The organism is Bradyrhizobium sp. Unk1, assembly GCF_059512345.1.
On the sequence record NZ_JCAMOP010000004.1, the window covers coordinates 88,470 to 108,771 of the forward strand.

The following is a 20,302-nucleotide window of genomic DNA, read 5'->3' on the forward strand; positions in this document are numbered from 1 at the left end:
GCCTCGCCACAGGCTCTAGGGGAACGAATACTTGTGACCTTCAGAAAGTACACTCATGTTCGATAGCACACAGACCGATACCATTGCAAAGTTGTTTGAGGACTTCGCGGCTGAGGCTGCTGAAGCCCTTCAGCTGGCTCCTCTGTTTGAGCCGTGGGAGAAATGGCCCAAGCCGGGCACGCCGGAGGCCATCGCTCTCCAGTACGCCATGCGCGACTGGAACCCTCTGCCTATTGCCTTTCGGGAGAAGAAGCCGATCGGCAACGACTGGCAGCATCGCATCATCACCGGAAGCAAGGTCGGTCGCTTCTTCGACAAGCCGCTGAATATCGGTGTGCAGCTCGGCCCGAAGTCAGACGGCTTGACTGACATCGATCTCGATTGCTCTGAAGCGATCGTTATTGCGGCCGCCGTGCTGCCGCGCACGAACGCTATCTTTGGTCGCGCGTCGAAGCGCGATAGCCATCGTCTGTACACCACCACGCTCGCCTCGAAGCTCGATCAGGCCGCATTGCAATTCAAGGACCCGGTCAGCAAAACGATGTTGCTGGAGGTCCGGATCGGCGGCGGCGACAAGGGCGCGCAAACCGTCTTCCCCGGTTCGGTCCACGAGAGTGGTGAGCAGATCAATTGGGAGGTGGATGGCGAGCCCGCGCAGGTCGATGATGACGACCTGTTGCGTGGCGCGAAGCTGTTGGCTGCACTTTGCGTGTTCGCGCGTTACTGGCCGGCGAAGCCGAAGCCCGGAGAGAGCGGCGGTCGTCACGATGCGGCGCTGACCCTTGGTGGCTTTCTTGCGCGTTGCGGCTTCGATGTGACGCACGTGAAGCTGTATGTTGAGTGGGTGGCGCGCGCGGCCACGGATGAACAATGGCCTGATCGGCGCCAGGCTGCACATGATGCCGCAACCGCTTTCCAGAAGGGCGAGCGGACACGCGGCTATCCGGCGCTGAAAGCGCTGTTCGGCGAGAAGATTGTCGAAAAGATTGCCGAATGGCTCAACTACAATGACGTGCGCAGCGATCACTCGGGCGCAGATGCCGATCACGAGCAGGCGGAACAGCGCGAAGCTGGGAACAAGTCGGTTATTTTCTTGACGGCACACGCGAAGCCAGCCATCGCCAAAACCGCGGAAGAGGTTCTGCTGGGCAGTGATGTCGCGCTGTATCAGCGCGGCGGCACGTTGGTTCGTCCGATTATCGAGGAAGCCGATGCGTCGCATGGCCGTCGGACCAAGGTCGCGCGCCTCATTGAAGTCAAGCCCATCTATCTGCGCAACGAACTCGATAAGGTCGCTGTGTGGGTGAAGTTCGATGCGCGTTCGCAGAAGAACGTGCGCACTGGCGCTCCTGCTGATATCGCGCATGTCATTCTCAGCCAGCTCGGCCACTGGACCTTTCCGAGCATAGCTGGCGTGGTCACCACTCCGACCATGCGGCCCGATGGCTCGTTGCTCCTGAATTCGGGCTACGACGATGCGACGCGGTTGCTGTTGATGGCGCCGCCCTCGATGCCGCCGATCCCAGAGCATCCCACCTGGGACGACGCTGTCGCAGCGCTGAAATTGCTCTCGGATTTGCTCTCAGAGTTCCCGTTCGTGGATGACGTTGCGCGTTCAGTCGGCTTGAGCGGCCTGATCACGCCGGTCGTCCGCGGCGCCTTCCCCGTCGCGCCGATGCACGTCGCCCGTGCTCCGGTGGCTGGTAGCGGCAAGAGCTTCCTGTGGGATACTTCGGCGGCGACCTCCATCGGAAAGCCGATGCCAGTGATGTCAGCAGCCCAGACGGAAGAAGAGTTGGAGAAGCGGTTGGTGGCTGCGGCACTCGCTGGACAGCCGTTGTTGTCCATCGACAATATTTCTGGCGATCTGCGCTCCGATCTCCTCTGCCAGTTGATCGAACGCCAGATTGTCGATGTTCGTATCCTCGGGAAGAGCGAGCGCGTCAGCGTTGAGACGCGCGGCCTCACGACCTTCGGCACCGGCAACAACGTTGCGATCTATGGTGACCTGACCCGGCGTACTCTTGTCACTTCCCTCGATCCGGAGATGGAGCGTCCTGAGACCCGACGCTTCAGCAAGAACCCGGTCGAATTGATCCTTGCGGATCGCGGCAAATATGTCGCCGCATGCCTGATTATCTGCCGTGCGTATAAGGTGGCTGGCTCGCCGAACAAGGTACCCCGATTGGCTTCCTTTGAGGGCTGGTCAGATACGGTTCGATCGGCGCTGATCTGGTTGGGGCAAGCAGATCCGGTCGAGTCGTTTGAAACGGCGCGGGCCGAAGACCCGGATCGCGTCTTGCTGTTGACCGTGATGCTTGCTTGGAAGGAGGCGATTGGCTTCGGTGTTCGCCGCACGCTTGCCCAGGCGATCACGTTGGCCGACTACTCGCAATCCGGCACCTTCGAGTTCCCTGATTTCCGTGACGCGCTGGTGAGCGCTTCGGGCAAGAAGTCCGGCCAGGATGCGGATGTCACCGGCCTCGGCGTTTGGCTCCGCGGACGTAAGGGCCGCGTCGTCGACGGCATGCGCTTCGTCAACGAGAAGACCAAGGGGCACGCCGCTCAGTGGTGGCTGGAGGAGGTGCGCCGCAAGTGAGCGAGACTACCGTGGCTACTATTCGCTACGATCCTGAACTCTGAACTTCGAAAATGTCAGGTTGTGATGTGTGTGTAGTTAGCCAATTCCGATACAGGGAGCCCGGATGGGTAGCAGATCGTAGCCATGGTAGCGCGGCTCGACAGCACGCTCATCCGGGTCCTTCTTCGGCGTGGCGTGATGGGGGTGGCGCCCCCGCCCCGGGTGTGGCTAGAGCCAAAATTTTTCAGGGGGGTTGCTACAACAACACAGCGCGTCCCCCGTCATTTCCGAGTGTATGAGGTCGAACGATCATGAAGAAGCACGCAAAACAGACGGCTCGCATCAACCTTGAAGGCCGGGTCCCTGAGAGCTGGGCATGTGTGGACTGTGGGGTAAACACTGCGCCGGGTATCATGAACAGAATGCAGCTCGAACAAGCACTAATGCGCGATCTGGCAAACCAGGGTGTCACGCAAACATACGACGAGCGGACAGAAGTTTACCTTGTGAAGCCTGCCGTGTGGAAGGCGGCGAGACTAGGACCAATGGGCGGCTGTTTGTGTATTGGATGCCTTGAGAACAGGATCGGCAGAACCTTGACACCCAAGGACTTCCTCCGCCGCCATCCGCTCAACTTAGTGCCCGGCACGGAGCGATTGATGGAACGTCGCGATGGCCCTTGGGAGCCGCCCATTATTGAGACGTTCTGAAGATGGATGATGCTTACTTGCACTGACCCGATGTGTACCCAGAGAAACATGCAGCCAAGGTTGGCGGAATACGAGGTGACCTAATGCACGACCGCGATCGCATGATCGATCTTCACCTGCAAATGCTTGCGGTACTTGGATGGAAACCACTATCTGGTGACGTGATTGAAGAGATCGCGAACGGCGGAGTGCTTACCGTCGTGCAGGCCGCTGCCATCTGCGAAGTGACCGATCAGACGATTTATCGCTGGATTGACGAAGCGGCGAGCAAGGGGCAGCCTCTTGGTAGGAAGAGCGCAACGTGGTTGATCGGCACGGCGCGGTTGCTCGATTACGTCGAAAAGTATCATGGCGGGTTGCCAGCTCGCGTAAAAGCCGGGAACCTGCTCAAGCAGTATTGGCCGAACTGGTCGCAAGCGGGAGAGCTGCGTCCGGGGTAGTGAAGGCGTCCGAGTGTCTGACCTTGCGCGGCTTGATTGCCCAGCGGCCTCATTTGGGACCAATCCACACATGACGAAGGCATCAACGCCGTACGCCAAAAAGGCTGGTGGCCCTCAGCATATCTTGGCCATACCGATCCACAAAGTCGCGTATAGCGAGCCTAAGTCCTTCCATAGAAAATCCGTAGCGCCACAGCACTGGGTTCTGCACGATCTTCGTCTGCCAAAACAGAAATGCTTGGTCGAAGCTGTCCTGACTTTCGAGCGACGATAAATCGACCACTAGAACTACCTTGTCCGGAGCGCCGCGAGCATTTGACGGAGACCATCCGATCAAGAATGGCCCGGCGCCGTCAAGTTGGGCTCCTTGTCGTCCTGCATCCTGAATCGCTGAGATGCCACCGTAGAGGTCATAATGGTCAATAAGGAAGTCGCAAATGTCATTGGCGGCTTCTGTCGTGTCGGGGTTATCTAGCGGCCAGATAGTAAGCATCCAATCGCCGACAGGCACAAAGGAAGGGAGGGATTCGGAGCGTGGCAGATGAGTCTTGAACGCCTCGCAAACCCTCAGCAACCGCGCCCGGCTTGCCGAAGTTGGCCTTGCACGAAAAGCAACGACACCATATGCGCCAACCTGCGGGGGCGGTATTGAGGCGCTGCGCATGTACGCGCGAGCTGGCACTAGTCTGACAGGACCGCCGGGCGGGTAACTCACCGTTGGCCCCTGAAAGGATGAGCCCGGCGGCGCGACCTGCCCAACCGGCCCGGACCCTCCGTATCCTCCTCCTGGGCCCGGCCCCGGATACGCTCCCGGGAGGGCCGGCCCGCCTTGCCCAATCGGGCCACCCGGCCCAAACGGCCCGGGCGCATTGGCAATGGGCGGAGCTGCTTGGCAAGCCCGCTTTCGTGCTTCGCAGACCGGATCGAGACCGTGCTGAATACACTGGCCGAACGCTGACGCTAAGCACCTCATGCATGCTTCACTCGAATCGCAGCCTGCCAGCGCTCCAGAGGTCTGCAGTGCAGCAAAGAAGAGAACAGTAATTGCAAATCGCACGTGCATGATGTCGCCGTCATTTGCTAATTGTTGTAGTATATATTCATTGCGCCCTATGGTTGTTACTAAAGTTGTTCTGCGATATCTGGTAGCGCTCGTCTTTCAGTCCGAAGAAGTCGCAGTTCAACCGACTTTGCGAGGCTTGCTGGTTCGCTTTGGTCTAGTTTTTTTGTTCGTCAACGATGGCCGCCATGTCACGACGACACCAATTGCGTTCACGATTATGATCGTTGTCAAAATTAAAAGGCCAGCGCCAGCCGACGTGTTTGGCTGTATCCAAGCCAGTGCCAAAAGGCTGAGGAGTAAAGCTACTGCAGTCAGGACGGCGTGCTTCTGCATGCGGGTTGTCAAAATCTACCCCTCCCAGCGGATCTGCCGTCTCAGTATCTTCGATGCATCTTAAAGCATGTGGCTGGGATTTTCGAGATGCGCTTTCTTGTTGCGGTGCGCACACCCCTTCACGTGCGTACTGAAAGCGCCGGTCGAACTGGGGCAAAAGCCCACCGTCTCGGGAGCGAATGGGGCTTCACTCTAAACGCGCCAGCATCGCCAAATGCGCAAGAATGTGGGACGCGCCACAGAAACTGGCGCGGAATGTGGAGCGCTCCACGCGCCGAGCCTACGCGATCAGATTGCGTCGGCCTACACTCGGAGCATGAAAAATCTCTTCCGAAAAACACCGATGCAAGAACTCGAAACAACCATCGCCTCGCTGACGAAGCGTGCCCAACAACTCGCCGTCAAGCGCGCCATCGCGCAAGTCACTCTGGACAAGGCGATCAAGGCCCGCCAGCAAGCGCTGCTTTCTGGCGACCTCGGTGATCAGCGCGCTCTCGACAATCTTCAGAGCCTCGTGGATACGGCGGCCTCCACGCTGACGGGCATCGACGATGCACTCGCTGTTCTGGCACAAGACAAGGCCGACGCCGAATGCCAGCTCGCTGCTGTGCGTGAGCGCATCAAGCGTGCTGGTGCTGCGTACAAGCTGCAGAAGCAGGTCACTGCCATCGAGGCGGCCTTGCCGATCTACCTTGAGAAGTCGCGCGATCTTGCCGACGCTCTTTCTGAGATCGGCTGGCATTTCGAGACCGGCCAAATGGCGAGCTTCATCCAGAGCACCATGGGCCAGATCGAAATCGCTGCCAACTTCGCGCTGGCTGAGCTGAAGGCTATGCCGGACGCTATTCGGGGCGGTCAGCAGGCAATGCCGCTTGAGCCCTTGGCGATGCCGACGGCCGAGCCTGCGGCGGAGCCTGCGATCATGTCGATCTTTATGCTTCGCAGCGCGCACTTTCGCGACGAAGATGGCCGCAAGCGGTTTGCGGGTCAGTGGACCGATGCAACCATGCCGGTTGCAACGGCGCAGCGGGCACTGAACAAGGGCATCGCAACGCCGACCACCGACCCGCGTCGTGCTCAGCTGCGCGGCGCTCGCGGTGGTGATTTCGCGCCGAATGCGCCGGATGTCGTCGATCTCGACCCGGAGGAGCCGACGCCTGCCTTGCAGTACGTCGATCCCGTTCTCCGCGAGGCGAACTTCAAACAAGTCGATCGCAGCGCCGAAGCGCGCACCATCGAGATCGCGGGTCCACAGGTGTGACCATGCGCAAGAAGATCATGATGCCGCCTGATACGATCACGACCCGCATCGACGGTTGGGTCGGCGCCGCAGACTACATGCCCGTCTCCGTTGCGGAGCTGATCTCGCGGCAAGCTGGGGCGCGCAATCCCGTCATTGCCGCTATTCGCGTGCGCATGCTGGCGCGCCAGAAGGAGGTCTTCGGTGATGACTAAAGCGATTTCGGCTGAGGAGCGGGATCATCTCCAGCCCGCGCTCGCCGGAGTGCAGGCCGCTGCCGGCAAGCCGCATAGCGATGCTACCGGCGGCGGCCTCGACGAGCAATTTGACGAATACGACGAACTCCTCGCCGCGCTTGGCCGCACGCCGGAGCAGGATCGTCGCATCAGTGTTCATGAGGCGGGGCATGCGGTATCCGCGCGCCTGCTTGGACATGATGTAGGTGGGATCACCGTGAACCCCGACGAAGCCCGCGGTTATGAAGGGCTCTGTTGGGGCGTCGGACATACCGAGGCGTTCGCGGAAGGCCGCGGCGACGCCTCCGACGTTCGCGATGTCCTTGCTCAGCAGATGCCGCTGGCGGGTGAGGATCGTCCTGCTGCGGGCGACATTTTCGCCAGCGTCTACGACAAGTGCGTTGAGTTTCTTGCCGGTCGGGCCGCTGAGCGTATGGTCCTCGACGGTGAGCCTGCTGTGCCGGCCGATGATCTTCGGCAGGCGCGGGAGCTGGCGTTGCTGATCTGCAAAACCGAGGAGGCAATTGAAACGTTTCTCGCGCACTGCGACGTTGCTGCGCGCGATTTGTTGATGCCGTTTGGCGATGTCGTGATGGCCCTGTCCATTGTGTTGCGTATCAAGCGGACGCTGGATGGTGCTGAGATTGATGAGATCATTCGGGGTCTTGAAGCCCAGAAAGCACTGGCGGCCGAACATCGTCGGCGTGCCGAGTGGAAGCGGTCCGAGCTTACCGCTGATTGGTTTCGTGCGCAATGTGATCACGTCGATGTCGTTCGCGTGACACGTTTTGTGCTTAATACCGTGCAGTAATCAGTAACCTCCAATGATCGGAAAACGCGGCGGACGTACCCGTGTTTGACGATCAAGGACCCCGACGTGCGACATCGTTGGGGTCCTTATTCAATTCGAGCGTACACATTGAAGCCCAGATGTCGGCTCTTGACCCGAAGCAGGCTTCCTCTTGTAGAAAATTGGCGTTCAATCCATTCTCGGTTGACGGAGCGCCGTTACTGTCACCCACAGATGGCGTGGTGCTGTCGACGCCTTTGTCCTCGGTCACTGGTTCTCAGGCAGCGGTCCGCTCCTTCAGTCGGGAGCAACTATCGCTCCATTACGCCCGATGAGACGTCGTGAAACAGTCCGCGATCACCCTCTCCACAACGGCGATGCGTTTGAATTATTGTACGTATCCGAAGACCCCGGGGCCGCAGAAGCACTGTCCGCCAGGTTGCATCATTGGAGAAACCAAGCACCAACCCTGCGGAGTTTGGCATTGGCGCGGTGGCGGTGGAGGATAGTTCCCATAACCTCCGACGTTCTGAGGACCGTTTCGATCTACAGCAGCCGAGACTTGGTTCGCCTTCGATTCCGCAGCGCTTTCTAAATCGATGAAGTCATGCACGTTGAACGAACGAGTAGCCACGATTTGTCCTGCTGCCTTCAAGATGTACTCGCTGATGAAGGCGCTTTCTCCACCCCTGTTTTGATATTGTACGCTGTGCTCGAGTTCATGGTACATCAGATGAAGATCATCAGGCGCGTTCATATCTAGCGTTCGGGTGAAAAAAATGCTGTTTGCAAAAGTTATGTGCGCGCCATGCACGGTATTGATGCCGTAGGCAAACTGTATTGAATTTAGATCAATGCTATAAAATGCTTGTATCTTCGCGATAGTCGCTGGGTCTATCCGGTACCACTGCCTCACCTGAGCGATAAGGCTCTGCTTGTACGCTTCTACGATCGGGCGAACACTGCTTCCCAGGACGTTTTGGGGGCATTGGGCAAGGTTAGCGAGACAATCTTGCACTTGCTGGGGTCCTATAGGCGGCTGAGGACCGCCTGAACCTAAGGGGCCGCCCGGGCCGAAAGGACCGCCGGGTCCAGCCGGTGAGCCGATTCCTCCACCGGTTGCCCGACATGTTGCCTTCCGCGCTTCGCAGACAGGATCATTTCCGTGCTGAATGCAGTGGTTGAAGGCTGAAGCCAAACACCTATTGCAATCCTCGTTGGGATTGCACTGAGCATACAGGTTGGACGGAAGCTGAAAGAACAAGGCAAACGTCAAGAATACAGTGCGCACTAACTTCATCGCACGGCTCCGTTTGTGAGTTCTCAGCACTACTTTTGAGCGATAAATTTGAATAGTACACCATGCTCAATGTCACATCAACATCGGCCCTCCAAAAAATGTCTTCAGATCCCCCTGCAATTTGAGCTGCGCTGGCTCACCTAGCTCGGCCGCATCTCGTAATCGACCTACGTGGTCCGGCTTCGAAAAACGAAGTTAGATTTCACTCGCTACTCGCGGCATCACCTACAACTTTGGTGTCCTCACGACCACCGAACGCTAGAAGGATGGCCGCCGTCGCGCTTCGTCGGAGGTTTTGCTCAAACGTTAGAGTCCCGTTGATCGAATACTTGCGCTCTGGCCTTTTGCAAGGGGGGGGCGCCAGAGTTATCCAATGTTAGTTCTGACCGCGAACCGACGCATGTCGGAGCGCGGGCCGGCGTACGCTTCTGGCCCGTTGCTGATGTTGTAGCGCAGCCCGCCAGCTGCGAGCTTTAACCTGAGCGATGACGTCCTGCAGCACGGTTCACCTTAGATGGGCGTTGAAAATATTAACAACTAGAATTAGACTTACCGGTTGTGTAATTCACTTCAGGGGTATCTTATGAAATTTCGTCTAGCCTTATTAGTTGCTTCAGCGCTGGCGCTCGCTTCCGGCGTGGCGCACAGCCAAACGGGAGATGTCTGCGCTAAAATCATCGACCACGGCTTGAACAACATTGCGATAGCAACAAGTGCAGAGGCCTATACCGATCGCCTGTTCTGGAGGTTCTGTGATACAAAATACGAAAGCCTTTCAGATGAAAGAAGAAGCGAGTTCGGTCTAACGCTGAAGTCAATCCCTCTTTCCTTCGGCAGTAACAGCGGAGAGCTTTCCACTTCCCAGAAGCATTCAAAATTCTGTGGTGACTACCGAACCGTGACTAATCAGGGATCAGCCCAGGCGATCTACACCAACAGGATGCACGATAAGGCGATTGAGGCTTGGCGCGCATGCATAGCGATGACTCAGCGCCAGCTCTTCATCGATTTCGACACTCCCAACAACGAACAGCTGACCAACGTCTCCATCAAGTATACCGGAGCGACGGGTAGTGGCGGGATCATGTTCAATGGCGTTGAGCCGCATGAAATGAACTGCACTTTTGAAGGCAAGCCTGCAGACGCCAGCACGAAATTCGAGATCTCGACTTCCGTGAAAACGCTCAGCTGTCAGAGGAAGTCATACAAGCAGGAGGTCGGCGGCGTATTGGCAAACTATTACCCCCCAGCTGACGTAACGATCAAGACCGATGCAGGCAGCAATTCCTACGAATTTGTTGAGATGATTGATGGTCCAGCAAAAGAAAAATTCCTGCAGTTGGAAACGCGATTGGCAAAGGTCAGTAATGATGCGGCGCGTTCGTTGGACGGGTTCAGTTCCTACTTGTCATCTAAATGGGCTCCCGTAGAAAAAGAAGGATACACAGGCATGACACACGCCCAAGTTGATACTTGGGAAGATGCTCGATGTGCGGAGGGGCAATATGCAGTCGGAGTTTCAGTATCCGGCGCGAATAGTCGAGGAGGCTGTATGGGCTGCGTCGCGCATGTCCGTCTTGTTTGCCGGCCATTGCCGAAGTTGAACTAATTGCGGTGGACGCATTCAACGCCGTGCTAGTCGCTCTGCTCATCCTTTCGTTCTGAGGATTTCGGCGCGTACCCGGCCCTTGGAGGCTTTTTCCAGTTCGCTCGAAGGCCGGGCCGCTTCTCCGGGGGTGCGAGGGAGGTATGGTTCCCATCGCGCCCTCTGAACTTTACTCTTTGGGGACGACCCTACCGGTTCCGAGGCGTCGTCAAACCGGCGGGCCGTTCTGTTCAAAAGGGCGGCCGTTGCTCCCTCTGGCTCTTTGCTTCCTTGACTAATTGTTCATGTTTTGTTCTTATCCCGCTTGTCCAGCCAAGGAGCGAGCTATGGACAACCGCATCAGCGAAATCCCGAAAGTAATCAGAGCACTGCGTGTCAGCATGCGCGAGGCTGAAGCCATCATGCATGAGCAGATCAATAGAGATGAAGACTGCACCTTCATCGCCGAAGAGATCATGAAGATGCGTGGGGTCATGAGCGAGTTAGCCAAGGAGCGGCGTCTCCTTGGCGACGCTGACCCGATTGTCATAGCCAGCCTTTTTATCACTCGCCGACCGCCGGCGCCCTCTCGCATTCGAATTGCCAAGCGTCACCTCGTGCCCGGGACCGTGCGGATGTAATGGACAATCTTCGGCGGTTTCCTGCGCCGTGGGTGATGGAGGAGGAAGAGGATTGCTTTCGCATTAAAGACGCGAACGGATTCTCAATCTGTTGCGTCGTCCATCGGGAAGACCTTCATGCGTGGAGCTATCAGTATGCAGGGAATTACCTGTCGCGCGATGAGGCGAGGCGGATTGCGAAGGCAATCTCCCGATTACCTGAGCTGCTGAAGCGGCCACAGTACTGAGGGTGTCCCTCTGGGCGAACGCTCCCATCAAAACCTGTTCGCGGGCTGTTCGGCTGCCCGCGACTGCAAGAGAGGGCGCGGCGAGGACATCTCCGACGTTGAGGGCATCGTCGAGGAAATCGAGGCGAGCCAAGGAAAACGCGGCATTGATTCTTCGCGAAAGGAGTGGCTATGCTTTTGACCGGATGTCGCCGCGCGCAATGCGGATAAGACGGTCAGGGTCGTCCTGATCTAGACTGCGAACGATACCGAAGCGAGGTTCTGGCCGCTGTCCGTACTTCACCATTATCCAATCTAGCTCTCGAACTACGTTGGCACCGAACATCGGCTTGATCTCGTGTGCAACCTCCAGAGCAGCGCGCTGTACCGGCCAGTAGACCTCCGGAGATCGGTAATGCTCGCGAATTTGTGCACGAGACATGCCACTTGGCAATCCAAGCTCATCGAGCCAGCCAAGGCGGTAGAATAGATCGGTCAACACGATGTCAGGCTTCACGCATGGCAATCCAAGATCCATCATCAAGTGAAACGCAGTGATTGCATTATTTCCGCCGATGAACCGACACAAGCTCTGGTGCCACTTTCGTAGCTGATAAAATGAGGGGGCAGAGACCTCAATCAGAAATCCTGGACCGAATACTCCATGGAAGAAATTGTCTGGCCCATGCAGTTCGACGGCTTCATTCAATCGGCGAGCCAATCGCACAGTTTTTCGAAGTTTGTTTCGGTTGCGAACCATTCCCTTGACGTCATAGGGCGACTCGCCATCGAGATACTTTTTTGCTTCGATCCCCCAGGCGTCCTTTTGAGGTCCAACGGGAAAATCCCAGTCGGAGGAGCAGAGGCGCCGAAAGTCTATGAATGCTCCGGATGCCTCATGCGCTTCGATATCGTTTGAACCGATCGACGCTCGAATTCCGGCCCAACGAAAATGACGCCAACCTTCTGACCAAAACTCCTCGGCTGTCATTGTCGGGTTGAACGGTCGGCACAGCTGTATCAGGCACTTCTCGGCAAGTTTCTGGTTTTCACCTTGCGAGCTGCCATCCGCATTGACCGGAACTGTTGCTTCGTTGAGCACAAGCGAACGGATAGCTTCATATGTTTGCGCATGTAAATTGGGGAAACGCTTGGTTGGCGGAATAGATGATGATCCTCTGGTTGGAGCGGTAAGTGCCTCCGGTCGCCAGGCGGGTTCACTACCGAAGGCAATCCGATCAACTCGGCCAACTTCGATTTTTGCTAGTGCGTACCTCTCAATCGGAGGCGCCCAATCAAATGGTGAGAGCCGGCGATCTTCGCCCACGGTCACTGTGACAAGCGGATACTGCGCAAGCGCATCGATGATGTGATCGGGCTGCAACGAGGAAACATCTGCTGCCAACTCTCTGTAGATTGCCTCCAACGGAAGCGGATGCTCTAAGATCGTTTGATCAAGGAATTCTTTTCGATTGCTACGACCGAGGAGTGCCGCCGCCTCCTTGCTCATGATCAAGTTTGTGGCCTTTCCTTGTGAGCTATTGAGGTAAATGCCGAAATGCGCGGCCTCTGAGATCGTGCGCATGATCCTCGCTACGCGGGATTGATATTCAATGCCGGCACGCAGGAAGGCTAGGACAGCGTCTATTTCTATCTTTGTTACTTCATCAAATCGTCGAGGTTGATCAATCATCGGTCAGTACCGTAGCTATCTCTGGTCAACTCTCAAGCGCCAGTTACTTAAGTCTCACGAAGCTCTGTTGAGCGCTCGTCAAATCGTAGATAAAGCCTCGCCATCCCGCGCGTCTTGCAGCCGACGAGAGCGGTTTGCGCGCTTTGAACATCGTTGGCGACTGCAAATCTGCTGATAGGTAGAAGATCGAATGCTGTTTCCCGGCAACCAGCACCAAAAAAAGCGGAAAGTAGATCGCGGCGGCCATTCGATCTTTCTGCGGTCCCCACGCGGCTCCCAGGACCGCGCTTGGTACATTGTCGATGCTGCGCACGCTAGTCGCCTTCACCTGCGCCAGATAACCGCAAAAATCGCAAATAAGGTCTGCACATTTGAAGTTGTTGGGGAGCCGCTTCAACGTCCGGCTTCTTTTGCATTTGGGGCATTGGCAATGCTTTGCTACGGTCAGTTCGCCAAATCGACCTAAGACTTGCCGCTTTGTGGACATGCGTTTCTAACTTCTCCAGTCTAGTAATTGACGAAAGTGACGACTGCACATGACCCACTCCGCCCTTTGAACTCAGGTCACTCCTCCGCTTGCTCATCCTCCGCATCATACGAACTGACACGAAATTCGATTGCCTGCGTTATGTCGCTAAACTTTGACTCTGCGATGCCACTAAAAACGCGAGTAAGCCGCTTCTCATCGAAAATGAACACTGAGCGCTGCGACATGCCGCTCACAGTGTCGTCTGCGATCAGCTTTTGCACTTCTTCATGCCGCGACCACCCGCTAGATGCCCATTCAAGGTACACTGGCCACATTGGGCCATCAGCGGTTTCAGCGCTAATGAGCTCGTAGATGGCATCGAAGAGTGTCTTGTGATAGCCGAAAAAATTCATAACCGAGACAATCGACAGCGCGCCGCAATTTCGGATGATGTCGAGCCCCGTCGCGTCTGGGACATCAATGCCCAGGATCTGCGCCGCAAATAGCAGCCAGCAGACCTCACTATCATTTCCAAGATGACCGTGGTGCTTAAGCAGTGAATTAACTATTCCGCTCCAGCGATTATCGTCCAAATCATCCTTGGTTAGTTTTCGCCAAACCAACACGCGAACTACGTAATCAAGCGTGTGGCCAAAATGTATTGCGGAGCGCATCAAGAAGGGTTGTAAAGTATCCCATTCGTCCCATTGGTGATTGGACCGATCTAGCTGGCGAATAGCATACTTCAGTATTCCGTCATCCGTCTCGGTAAGAGACATATCGAATGCGTACTCGAGTGCAGCCCTCAGGCGCTCGTCACGGCGATAGTCAGGTGCATCAAGAGCCAGCTCCAGTCTGTTTGCGACATCAGAAGGCCAAGCGTCAGTGAAGCCGAAATTAGCCCCGTAGATGTGAGTTTTATTCTCATTGATATCTAGTTCGAATTCGCGCAGGCAGTTCCGGTAAAGCCAGAGTGCTCGCTCTACATCGGAATGAGACTGCGCTCCTATCCAGACATCATCGACATGCCGAATAAAGCCGATCTCGGCACTTCCGAGCCGAGAGAAGAATTCCCTGTCGATAGACGTAGAAAGTAGTTCGGCGACATATCGCGAAGCGTCTGGACCGACTGGTATTCCAATTGTCTGCCCATCCTGCCCTTGCCGGAGTGTAAAGTCCAAACGATTGAAATAGACTGAGGTGGAGTCGGATTTTCTGTCTTTCTTGGCGGCTTGTTTGCCATGAAATGCCCATGAAACAGAGTGGGTATAAATTGAGTGATAGAATCGCGAAATGTCGGTCTTCGCGATAAAGCGGTAGCCCGACAGCCTTCTTAGGCGCTCAACCTCCAACTGGTTGTGCGATGAGATTTCGAGAGCACGTTCGCCCTGCGGCGTATGGCGGGGTACAGACAAGCTCGCCGAATTGTTTTCAAATAGCTTATCCAGATCGGTGCTATGAGCCTGTAAAAACTCGGCCAAGTCATGCGCTGTGACGGGATGAATTGCAGAAAACGTTCGGCGCGATGTCCCTCGCTTGGAAGCGTTGTAGATGGCAGATCTCAATGGTTTCTTGACGTCTGACAGATAGCTCGACGGATTGTCCGCGAAGAATTGGGCTATCTCTTGTGTATGGAAGGGCGGAGGAAGGTTTTCAGGTAGGTAACCGATCCGGAGCAGGTCGTTCTTGAGCGACATGTCTCAATCTTTCGCATTCATGCGGTTGATCGCTCCGACGAGTAAAACGTCATTGTCCAAACAGCACCGAAAAGAAGGCCTGGTTTCGCTTCTTTGCATTTTCGAGCAGGGTCTCGTATCCGAATGCCTGAATGAAAACGCGTTGATTGGCGTGGTAGCGAACGAAGACCTTGGGGTTCCAATCATTTATAAAGTCGTGCTGCTGGAGGACGCCAATCAAGCTAGGCGTTAGATCAGCGATTACATACGCCATCTTTCGCACTACGCCAGCGAACGAAAAATGTGTCCCGTCTGTTCTTGCTAGTCCGCCAGTAGCGGTCGCCTTGGCTACGGTATTGATAACTTGCAGTACGGGGTCGCTCTTTTCCGACCCGAAGACATAATCGTTTCTGCTTGGTCTTTTAAACTCGACCACTGTCAAGGTCGCTGCATTCTCGTCGGCAAGCACCATGCTATCATCGAAGAAGAGAAGATCTGTGACCTTGTCACCGCTACGTCGCCGTCCGCCATGCAGCGTTCTATCGCTAGAGATGTAAGGCATAAATGCCAGAGCGTCATCGACAAGCCATAGATTGTGCTCGAAGTAGTTTAACGAGACATTGTCGTTGAAGCGCTTGAATACAAGATCGTGAATTGCATCTTCGGGAGCGTGTCGTCCATCACCTTGGAATTTGCGCGCAGCCTCCACTAGGTCGATTATGTTCCTTCGGTGGATTACATACTCCGCCAACGCTTCTTTCTTGCTTTCGTCAATCTGTTCGACAATTTTTTTGATCTCGCGCTCGTAATTCTCGGCATTAGCCGCCGCCGCCACAATCTGCTTTGTCAAATCATTGGTTGCGCGATAGCGCTCGATTGCGAGGTCTGAGACGAACTCCTCGCTGGACCAATTATTGGGTTTGGCCGCGACATACTCTTTCACTGAGCGGCCGCGCAGACCAAGTCTGAGGATAGGGTTTTCCTTGAGAGCGTCTTCGAGATCGGATGATTGCTCGGTCTTGATCTTTTCGATTTGACTCAGTTCTTTCGATTGGATCACGTCGCTGATTTTCGAGACGATGTCTTCCAGAACTCGGGGGCTCACGTTTATGCCCGTTCGGGCGTCGTTGAGCCTATTCTCGAATGCTTCGCTTCGAACCACGGCGATGACGACATATCTTTCACCGACCTCGTCCGCAAAAAACTGACTTCCGATCTTAGCACTGAGGTCACGCGGGGATCCAACAATCCGATCCGCCGCTGACAGCAGCAGGCAGTGGCTCTTAAATTGCTGTGATCGCCGCACCCTGGCTAAGGAATAGTTTGCCTGCTCTTGCGAGCCATCAATTTCAACTGTGATTGCGCCGGTGTCGAATTGAACAAACATAGAGCCGAAGCGGCTACGAATGTCGATTGGTGCTTCTTGGTCAAAGCGAATAGTGATCTCGGGAAGCCAGCGATACAGAAAATATGGAAGGAAATGCCCGCCTATCTCGTTGGCGATGCTATCCTTGTCGAGATGCCGAATAAGGTCCTGCCAGGTTGTGAGCGGTTGATCGTACGTAACGCGAAGCCCTGTCCCAGAGAATTCTGGCGCTGCCTCAAAGAGGGCGAATTCACGCTCTTCTTCGATATTGAACCGGAATGACCTAGTGTCTTCTGCCGTTAAGAATGCGTACCGACTTTCATAGACGATCCGAGCAAAAACTTTGAAAGCTATGAAGCGCCCGAAGCCGCGCCCTTTCTGCCTTAGCTTATGTCCTGTGAAGGGGGTCTTGAATGACTTGTAGTTTTCGTCATTCAGGCCAGCACCGTTATCGGTGACAGAGACTTTGAACTTAGAAGGATTGTTCCAGTCGTGGAAATGGATGTCCACAGTGCCGTTGGTTCTTCCGTCCTCGCCAAAGCGTTCCTCAACGCCGTGCATAGCGTTCGAGATGGCTTCCAGCACTGGTAGAAGAAGTCCATGCAGGTCTACTTGGACATGGGTGCGCGACAGCACCGCCCGCATGTCGGGTTTTAAGAGTGCATCTGTGCCAGCCACGTTTGCCCCCAGCTCGAACGAGCGGGCGGAGCCAATCATTTCTACAACCAAGGGTAAAGAAAAAATGTGATCGGGCCTAGGCAAAGGCGTGCATAATCAGGCACCACGCAAGGAGAACAGTTGGGGTGTTCTAAGAAGCCGCCCGGTGCTTAGGCAGGCGACCGACTAGCTCCTGATGGACCTGAGAGCAGCAAGGCCGGGCATGGGCGATCTGGGACACTATGCGGACACCAATCGCCTACCACATTGAATTCGCGACATCTTTCGTGGTCTCGCTTCTCCCACAAGGGGAGAAGGAAGAAGACCTCGAGGCGCTTGGCTGCGAACCGTCTACCCGTACAGATACCCGACCGGCTTGCCCTCGGTGCGCAGGGGACGGATGTCCTTCTGCGTGATGATCTGGCCGGCGAGGCCGTCGATCTCGTCGCGCTGCGTCGGCGTCCAGCCGCGAAGCTCGTTCATGCCCTTGAGCAGGCCGAGCCTGAGGACCTGGGTGTTTTCGCCGAGGCCAATGAGGCTGATCGACTCCTTCCCTGCCGTCACCACATCGCCGGCGGAAAGTTCAAAGCTCTCGCCGGACCTTTTCTTGAACTCGGCTGTGCCGCGAATGACGCGATAGATCACGACCTCGCCCTTGGCGAAACAGGTCGGGTCCGCGGCGATCGACGTGCTCCTGGGCAGCAGCGACTGACCGGGTGGGTCGGTCGCGATGATGTGGCCGGTGACGAGATGGCCGCTGGGAATCTCGATCCCGATGTCGCGCACGTACACGGGCATGGCCGACTTGATCGGACTGTCGACGAGCGGCTTGAACAACGCATCCAGCGCGAGGGGATCCTGAAGCCAGAAGCCCGCGTCGGCCGGCCGGTTGTGCAGAGGGTGGCTCCAGGCCACGCGCGGTGTCTCGGCCTCGTTGATCTGGTCCGGACCGACGATGGTTGGGTTCGGAAAGGTCGTCGGATCGGTCACGAAGGCTTCGAGGAATTTGCCGGAGTAACCCATCGAGATCGGGTCGGGCACCACGGTCTGCGGCGTCTTCAGGTTCTCTTCGGTCGACAGTCCCGACCAGGTGTAGAACAGCTGGCGGTGGACGATCGCGCTTTGCAGCATCACCGCGCCGGGGCCGACATTGTAGAAGCGTCCGTCGTAGTCGAAGGTGAAGGCGCCCGAGGTGACCAGCACGAGCTGAAAGCCGCCCGGTGGAAGATGAAGATGGAAATCGGTGGGGCCGGTGTCCGGGCGGTAGATCGGGAGGTTTGTCGCGACTTCGTGCAGGAGGAAGGTTTCGTTGTTGGCGTGGAAGCCCTCGCTGGCACGGTTGTAGAGGGCTTGCGGCCGGTACGTCGCTTCGAACTTGGCATTCCTGTCGCGATCGATCGCCACGAAATCCTGAGCGTTGAGGCGGAGTGGCGCGCCATTCGGATGGGTGAGGCCGGTAAATTTGAGATCGCCGGCGGCATGCACGTTCATGGCACTCTCCGATCCTTGCGGCTCGTCCGGTCTCCGGGCGCACGCATCTTGCTGCGCCAATTCGTGGGAGCAGGGAATCGGGCCTGACGCTGCCTTGCGAATTCTGGGCCAGTCGAGATGCAGCACGATGCGCGGGCTCGGCGGCTCCGCGCGGCGCGATGAAAAATCGAGATTGCACCTGAGGTTAGACGGCGCGTTAGGCTGGCTTGCCTGGGCCTTTTCGCGGAGCCCGCAACCCCGGCGACGGCGCGCGGTTTGTCTAATTTGTCGGCAAGCCCTGGCGCGGGCGTGCAGCCGCGCAGGTCGCGTCGATCAGCTAAGGCCGGCGGCTGGGCATGTGAAACCGCTCATTCGAACGGCTGACGGGCGCTCCGCTCGGGCTTGCCGATCGGGCTGTCCGCCCATTTCGCCATGTCCACCGTTCGCGCGTCGATGCCTTCGCACCAGAGGCAGCTGAGCTCCGCGCGGCCCTTGGCCGAAAGCAGCGGTACAAGTCCGTGGCCGCAGCCAGCGCAAGACGTGACGCGATTCACGCGTTCCTCCACGATCACCGAATTCAGGAGCGACATTGTCGTTCGCCAAGCTTGCGCGGGCGCTATGAAGGCGCACGAACGCTTCCGATCGGAGCGCTCGTGCCCGAGATCGTCGAGGCTGCGATCCAGCGCGAGACCGCCCCGATGTCCTCCGCATTCTCGCGATAGGCGCGAAGCTGGAATTCCGCCGAGCTGCCACGCTCCACGATGGTCCGGCAGTGCTCGACCTCGGCGGCGCAGTTCAGCGCGGCTGCGTCCTCGGCGACGTCGTCGATGATCCGGCTCAGCAGCTCCGAGATGGTGACCGGCCCCTCCTTCGAGGCAAAGATGCAATCGGTGCCGTAACGCTGGGCCCGCCATTTGTTCTCGACCGCAATCGCGCGCTCGACCGCCGTGACCTGCTTCGACCGATGCGGCCGCAGATAAAGGTGGCGCGTCAGGCAGCGATAGAGCGAGGCGATGGCAACGGCGTCGTCGATGAAGGTGCAGGTGTCGGGCGCGCGAAGCTCGAGGGTCGGATGCCTCATGGACGGCCGCATCGCCCACCAGATATGGCTCTCGTCGGGAATCACGCCGGAGCGTTGCAGCGCGCCGACATATTCGTCGTAGTCGTGCCTGGTTTCGAACAGTTCGGGCAAGCCGGTGCGCGGCAGCTCGGAATAGGCGGCAAGCCGGTAGCCCTTCAGCCCGGTCTTGTGGGAATTCCAGAACGGGGACGAGGCCGACAGCGCGATGAACAGCGGCAGATGGGGCAGCATCGCCCGCATCACCGCCATCCGCTTCTCGGGATCGGGCAGCTGAACGTGCACATGCATGCCGCACATCATGTTGCGGTGGCCGATGCTGCGCAGATCCTCGATCATCTCCTCGTAGCGCGGCTTCGGACTCGGCTGCGACATCCGCCAGACCGCGGTCGGATGCGTGCCGCAGGCCATGATGACGAAGCCGTATTGTGCGGCGACGTTGGCGACCTCGCGGCGGAGGAACCGCAGCTCTTCCCGGGCGTCATTGACATCGATGTGAACGTTGGTGGCAACTTCGAGCTGGGATTGCAGCATCTCCCGCATCGCCTGACCGCCGGTGGACCAGTTCACCGACTCGAACAGCGCGTTGGGCGTTTCGATCGCGACCTCGAGGCTGCGGCGATCGGCGAGGAAGTATTCCTCCTCGATGCCGAAGGAGTATTCAGCCGCCTTGCCGCGTCCGCCGGCAGAGCGGATGACGAGGTGCTGCCTGTCATCGGAGGAATCGAGGCGCAGCAGTTTCAAAACGTCTGATGCAAATGTCATAGG

Annotated in this window: 18 protein-coding genes; 8 read left to right on the forward strand and 10 right to left on the reverse strand. The window is 57.1% G+C overall.

Annotated features, from left to right (window positions below; genetic code table 11):
• The first annotated feature begins 55 nt into the window (after positions 1–55).
• The 3 genes from AC5ZFO_RS06275 (at position 56) to AC5ZFO_RS06285 (ending at position 3,731) form a co-directional block, all read left to right on the forward strand.
• Positions 56–2,599, forward strand: coding sequence for a bifunctional DNA primase/polymerase (locus AC5ZFO_RS06275; protein ID WP_496121752.1), 2,544 nt, complete (start codon positions 56–58; stop codon positions 2,597–2,599).
• A gap of 293 nt (positions 2,600–2,892) precedes the next feature.
• The gene (locus AC5ZFO_RS06280; protein ID WP_496121754.1) at positions 2,893–3,291 is read left to right on the forward strand and encodes a hypothetical protein; all 399 of its coding nucleotides are present in this window, start codon (positions 2,893–2,895) and stop codon (positions 3,289–3,291) included.
• Positions 3,292–3,374: 83 nt separating this feature from the next.
• The gene (locus AC5ZFO_RS06285; protein ID WP_496121756.1) at positions 3,375–3,731 is read left to right on the forward strand and encodes a hypothetical protein; all 357 of its coding nucleotides are present in this window, start codon (positions 3,375–3,377) and stop codon (positions 3,729–3,731) included.
• An 82-nt stretch (positions 3,732–3,813) separates the two neighbouring features.
• On the opposite strand, the gene AC5ZFO_RS06290 is transcribed toward AC5ZFO_RS06285, so the two are convergent.
• Both AC5ZFO_RS06290 and AC5ZFO_RS06295 read right to left on the reverse strand, forming a co-directional pair.
• Positions 3,814–4,224 carry a hypothetical protein gene (locus AC5ZFO_RS06290; protein ID WP_496121757.1) on the reverse strand — a complete coding sequence of 137 codons (411 nt, stop codon included), beginning with the start codon at positions 4,222–4,224 and terminating at the stop codon, positions 3,814–3,816.
• 724 nt (positions 4,225–4,948) lie between these two features.
• A complete protein-coding gene (locus tag AC5ZFO_RS06295; RefSeq protein WP_496121759.1) occupies positions 4,949–5,284 on the reverse strand; it encodes a hypothetical protein in 336 nt (111 codons plus the stop codon).
• 159 nt (positions 5,285–5,443) lie between these two features.
• Here AC5ZFO_RS06295 and AC5ZFO_RS06300 point away from each other — a divergent pair, with 159 nt between their 5' ends.
• From AC5ZFO_RS06300 to AC5ZFO_RS06310, 3 genes are read left to right on the forward strand one after another with little or no spacing between them, the layout of a single operon-like run.
• Complete coding sequence (locus tag AC5ZFO_RS06300; protein ID WP_496121761.1) at positions 5,444–6,388, forward strand: hypothetical protein; 945 nt, start codon at positions 5,444–5,446, stop codon at positions 6,386–6,388.
• Between the two features lie 2 nt (positions 6,389–6,390).
• Positions 6,391–6,582 (forward strand): hypothetical protein, encoded by a 192-nt coding sequence (locus tag AC5ZFO_RS06305; RefSeq protein WP_496121763.1) that lies wholly within the window; start codon positions 6,391–6,393, stop codon positions 6,580–6,582.
• Positions 6,575–7,414 carry a hypothetical protein gene (locus AC5ZFO_RS06310; protein ID WP_496121765.1) on the forward strand — a complete coding sequence of 280 codons (840 nt, stop codon included), beginning with the start codon at positions 6,575–6,577 and terminating at the stop codon, positions 7,412–7,414. The genes AC5ZFO_RS06305 and AC5ZFO_RS06310 overlap by 8 nt, the downstream gene beginning before the upstream one ends.
• Before the next feature lie 367 nt (positions 7,415–7,781).
• Here AC5ZFO_RS06310 and AC5ZFO_RS06315 read toward each other — a convergent pair whose 3' ends face one another.
• Complete coding sequence (locus AC5ZFO_RS06315) at positions 7,782–8,411, reverse strand: hypothetical protein (protein WP_496121767.1); 630 nt, start codon at positions 8,409–8,411, stop codon at positions 7,782–7,784.
• An 865-nt stretch (positions 8,412–9,276) separates the two neighbouring features.
• Here AC5ZFO_RS06315 and AC5ZFO_RS06320 point away from each other — a divergent pair.
• Entirely contained in the window at positions 9,277–10,302 is a 1,026-nt protein-coding gene (locus tag AC5ZFO_RS06320) for a hypothetical protein (RefSeq protein ID WP_496121769.1), read from the forward strand.
• 323 nt (positions 10,303–10,625) lie between these two features.
• Positions 10,626–10,919, forward strand: coding sequence for a hypothetical protein (locus AC5ZFO_RS06325; RefSeq protein ID WP_496121771.1), 294 nt, complete (start codon positions 10,626–10,628; stop codon positions 10,917–10,919).
• A gap of 396 nt (positions 10,920–11,315) precedes the next feature.
• On the opposite strand, the gene AC5ZFO_RS06330 is transcribed toward AC5ZFO_RS06325, so the two are convergent.
• The 7 genes from AC5ZFO_RS06330 to AC5ZFO_RS06360 form a co-directional block, all read right to left on the reverse strand.
• Complete coding sequence (locus AC5ZFO_RS06330; protein ID WP_496121773.1) at positions 11,316–12,818, reverse strand: hypothetical protein; 1,503 nt, start codon at positions 12,816–12,818, stop codon at positions 11,316–11,318.
• 43 nt (positions 12,819–12,861) lie between these two features.
• Positions 12,862–13,305, reverse strand: a complete 444-nt coding sequence (locus AC5ZFO_RS06335) for a DpnI domain-containing protein (RefSeq protein ID WP_496121775.1) — start codon at positions 13,303–13,305, stop codon at positions 12,862–12,864.
• Between the two features lie 77 nt (positions 13,306–13,382).
• Positions 13,383–14,984 carry an RNA-directed DNA polymerase gene (locus AC5ZFO_RS06340; protein WP_496121777.1) on the reverse strand — a complete coding sequence of 534 codons (1,602 nt, stop codon included), beginning with the start codon at positions 14,982–14,984 and terminating at the stop codon, positions 13,383–13,385.
• A gap of 49 nt (positions 14,985–15,033) precedes the next feature.
• On the reverse strand, positions 15,034–17,046 hold the full coding sequence (locus tag AC5ZFO_RS06345; RefSeq protein WP_496121779.1) for an ATP-binding protein: 2,013 nt from the start codon (positions 17,044–17,046) through the stop codon (positions 15,034–15,036).
• Between the two features lie 291 nt (positions 17,047–17,337).
• Positions 17,338–18,477 carry a hypothetical protein gene (locus AC5ZFO_RS06350; protein WP_282518280.1) on the reverse strand — a complete coding sequence of 380 codons (1,140 nt, stop codon included), beginning with the start codon at positions 18,475–18,477 and terminating at the stop codon, positions 17,338–17,340.
• Positions 18,478–18,824: 347 nt separating this feature from the next.
• Positions 18,825–19,046 (reverse strand): hypothetical protein, encoded by a 222-nt coding sequence (locus AC5ZFO_RS06355; protein WP_282518279.1) that lies wholly within the window; start codon positions 19,044–19,046, stop codon positions 18,825–18,827.
• A 26-nt stretch (positions 19,047–19,072) separates the two neighbouring features.
• Complete coding sequence (locus tag AC5ZFO_RS06360) at positions 19,073–20,299, reverse strand: carboxylate-amine ligase (RefSeq protein ID WP_496121781.1); 1,227 nt, start codon at positions 20,297–20,299, stop codon at positions 19,073–19,075.
• Positions 20,300–20,302: the final 3 nt, after the last annotated feature.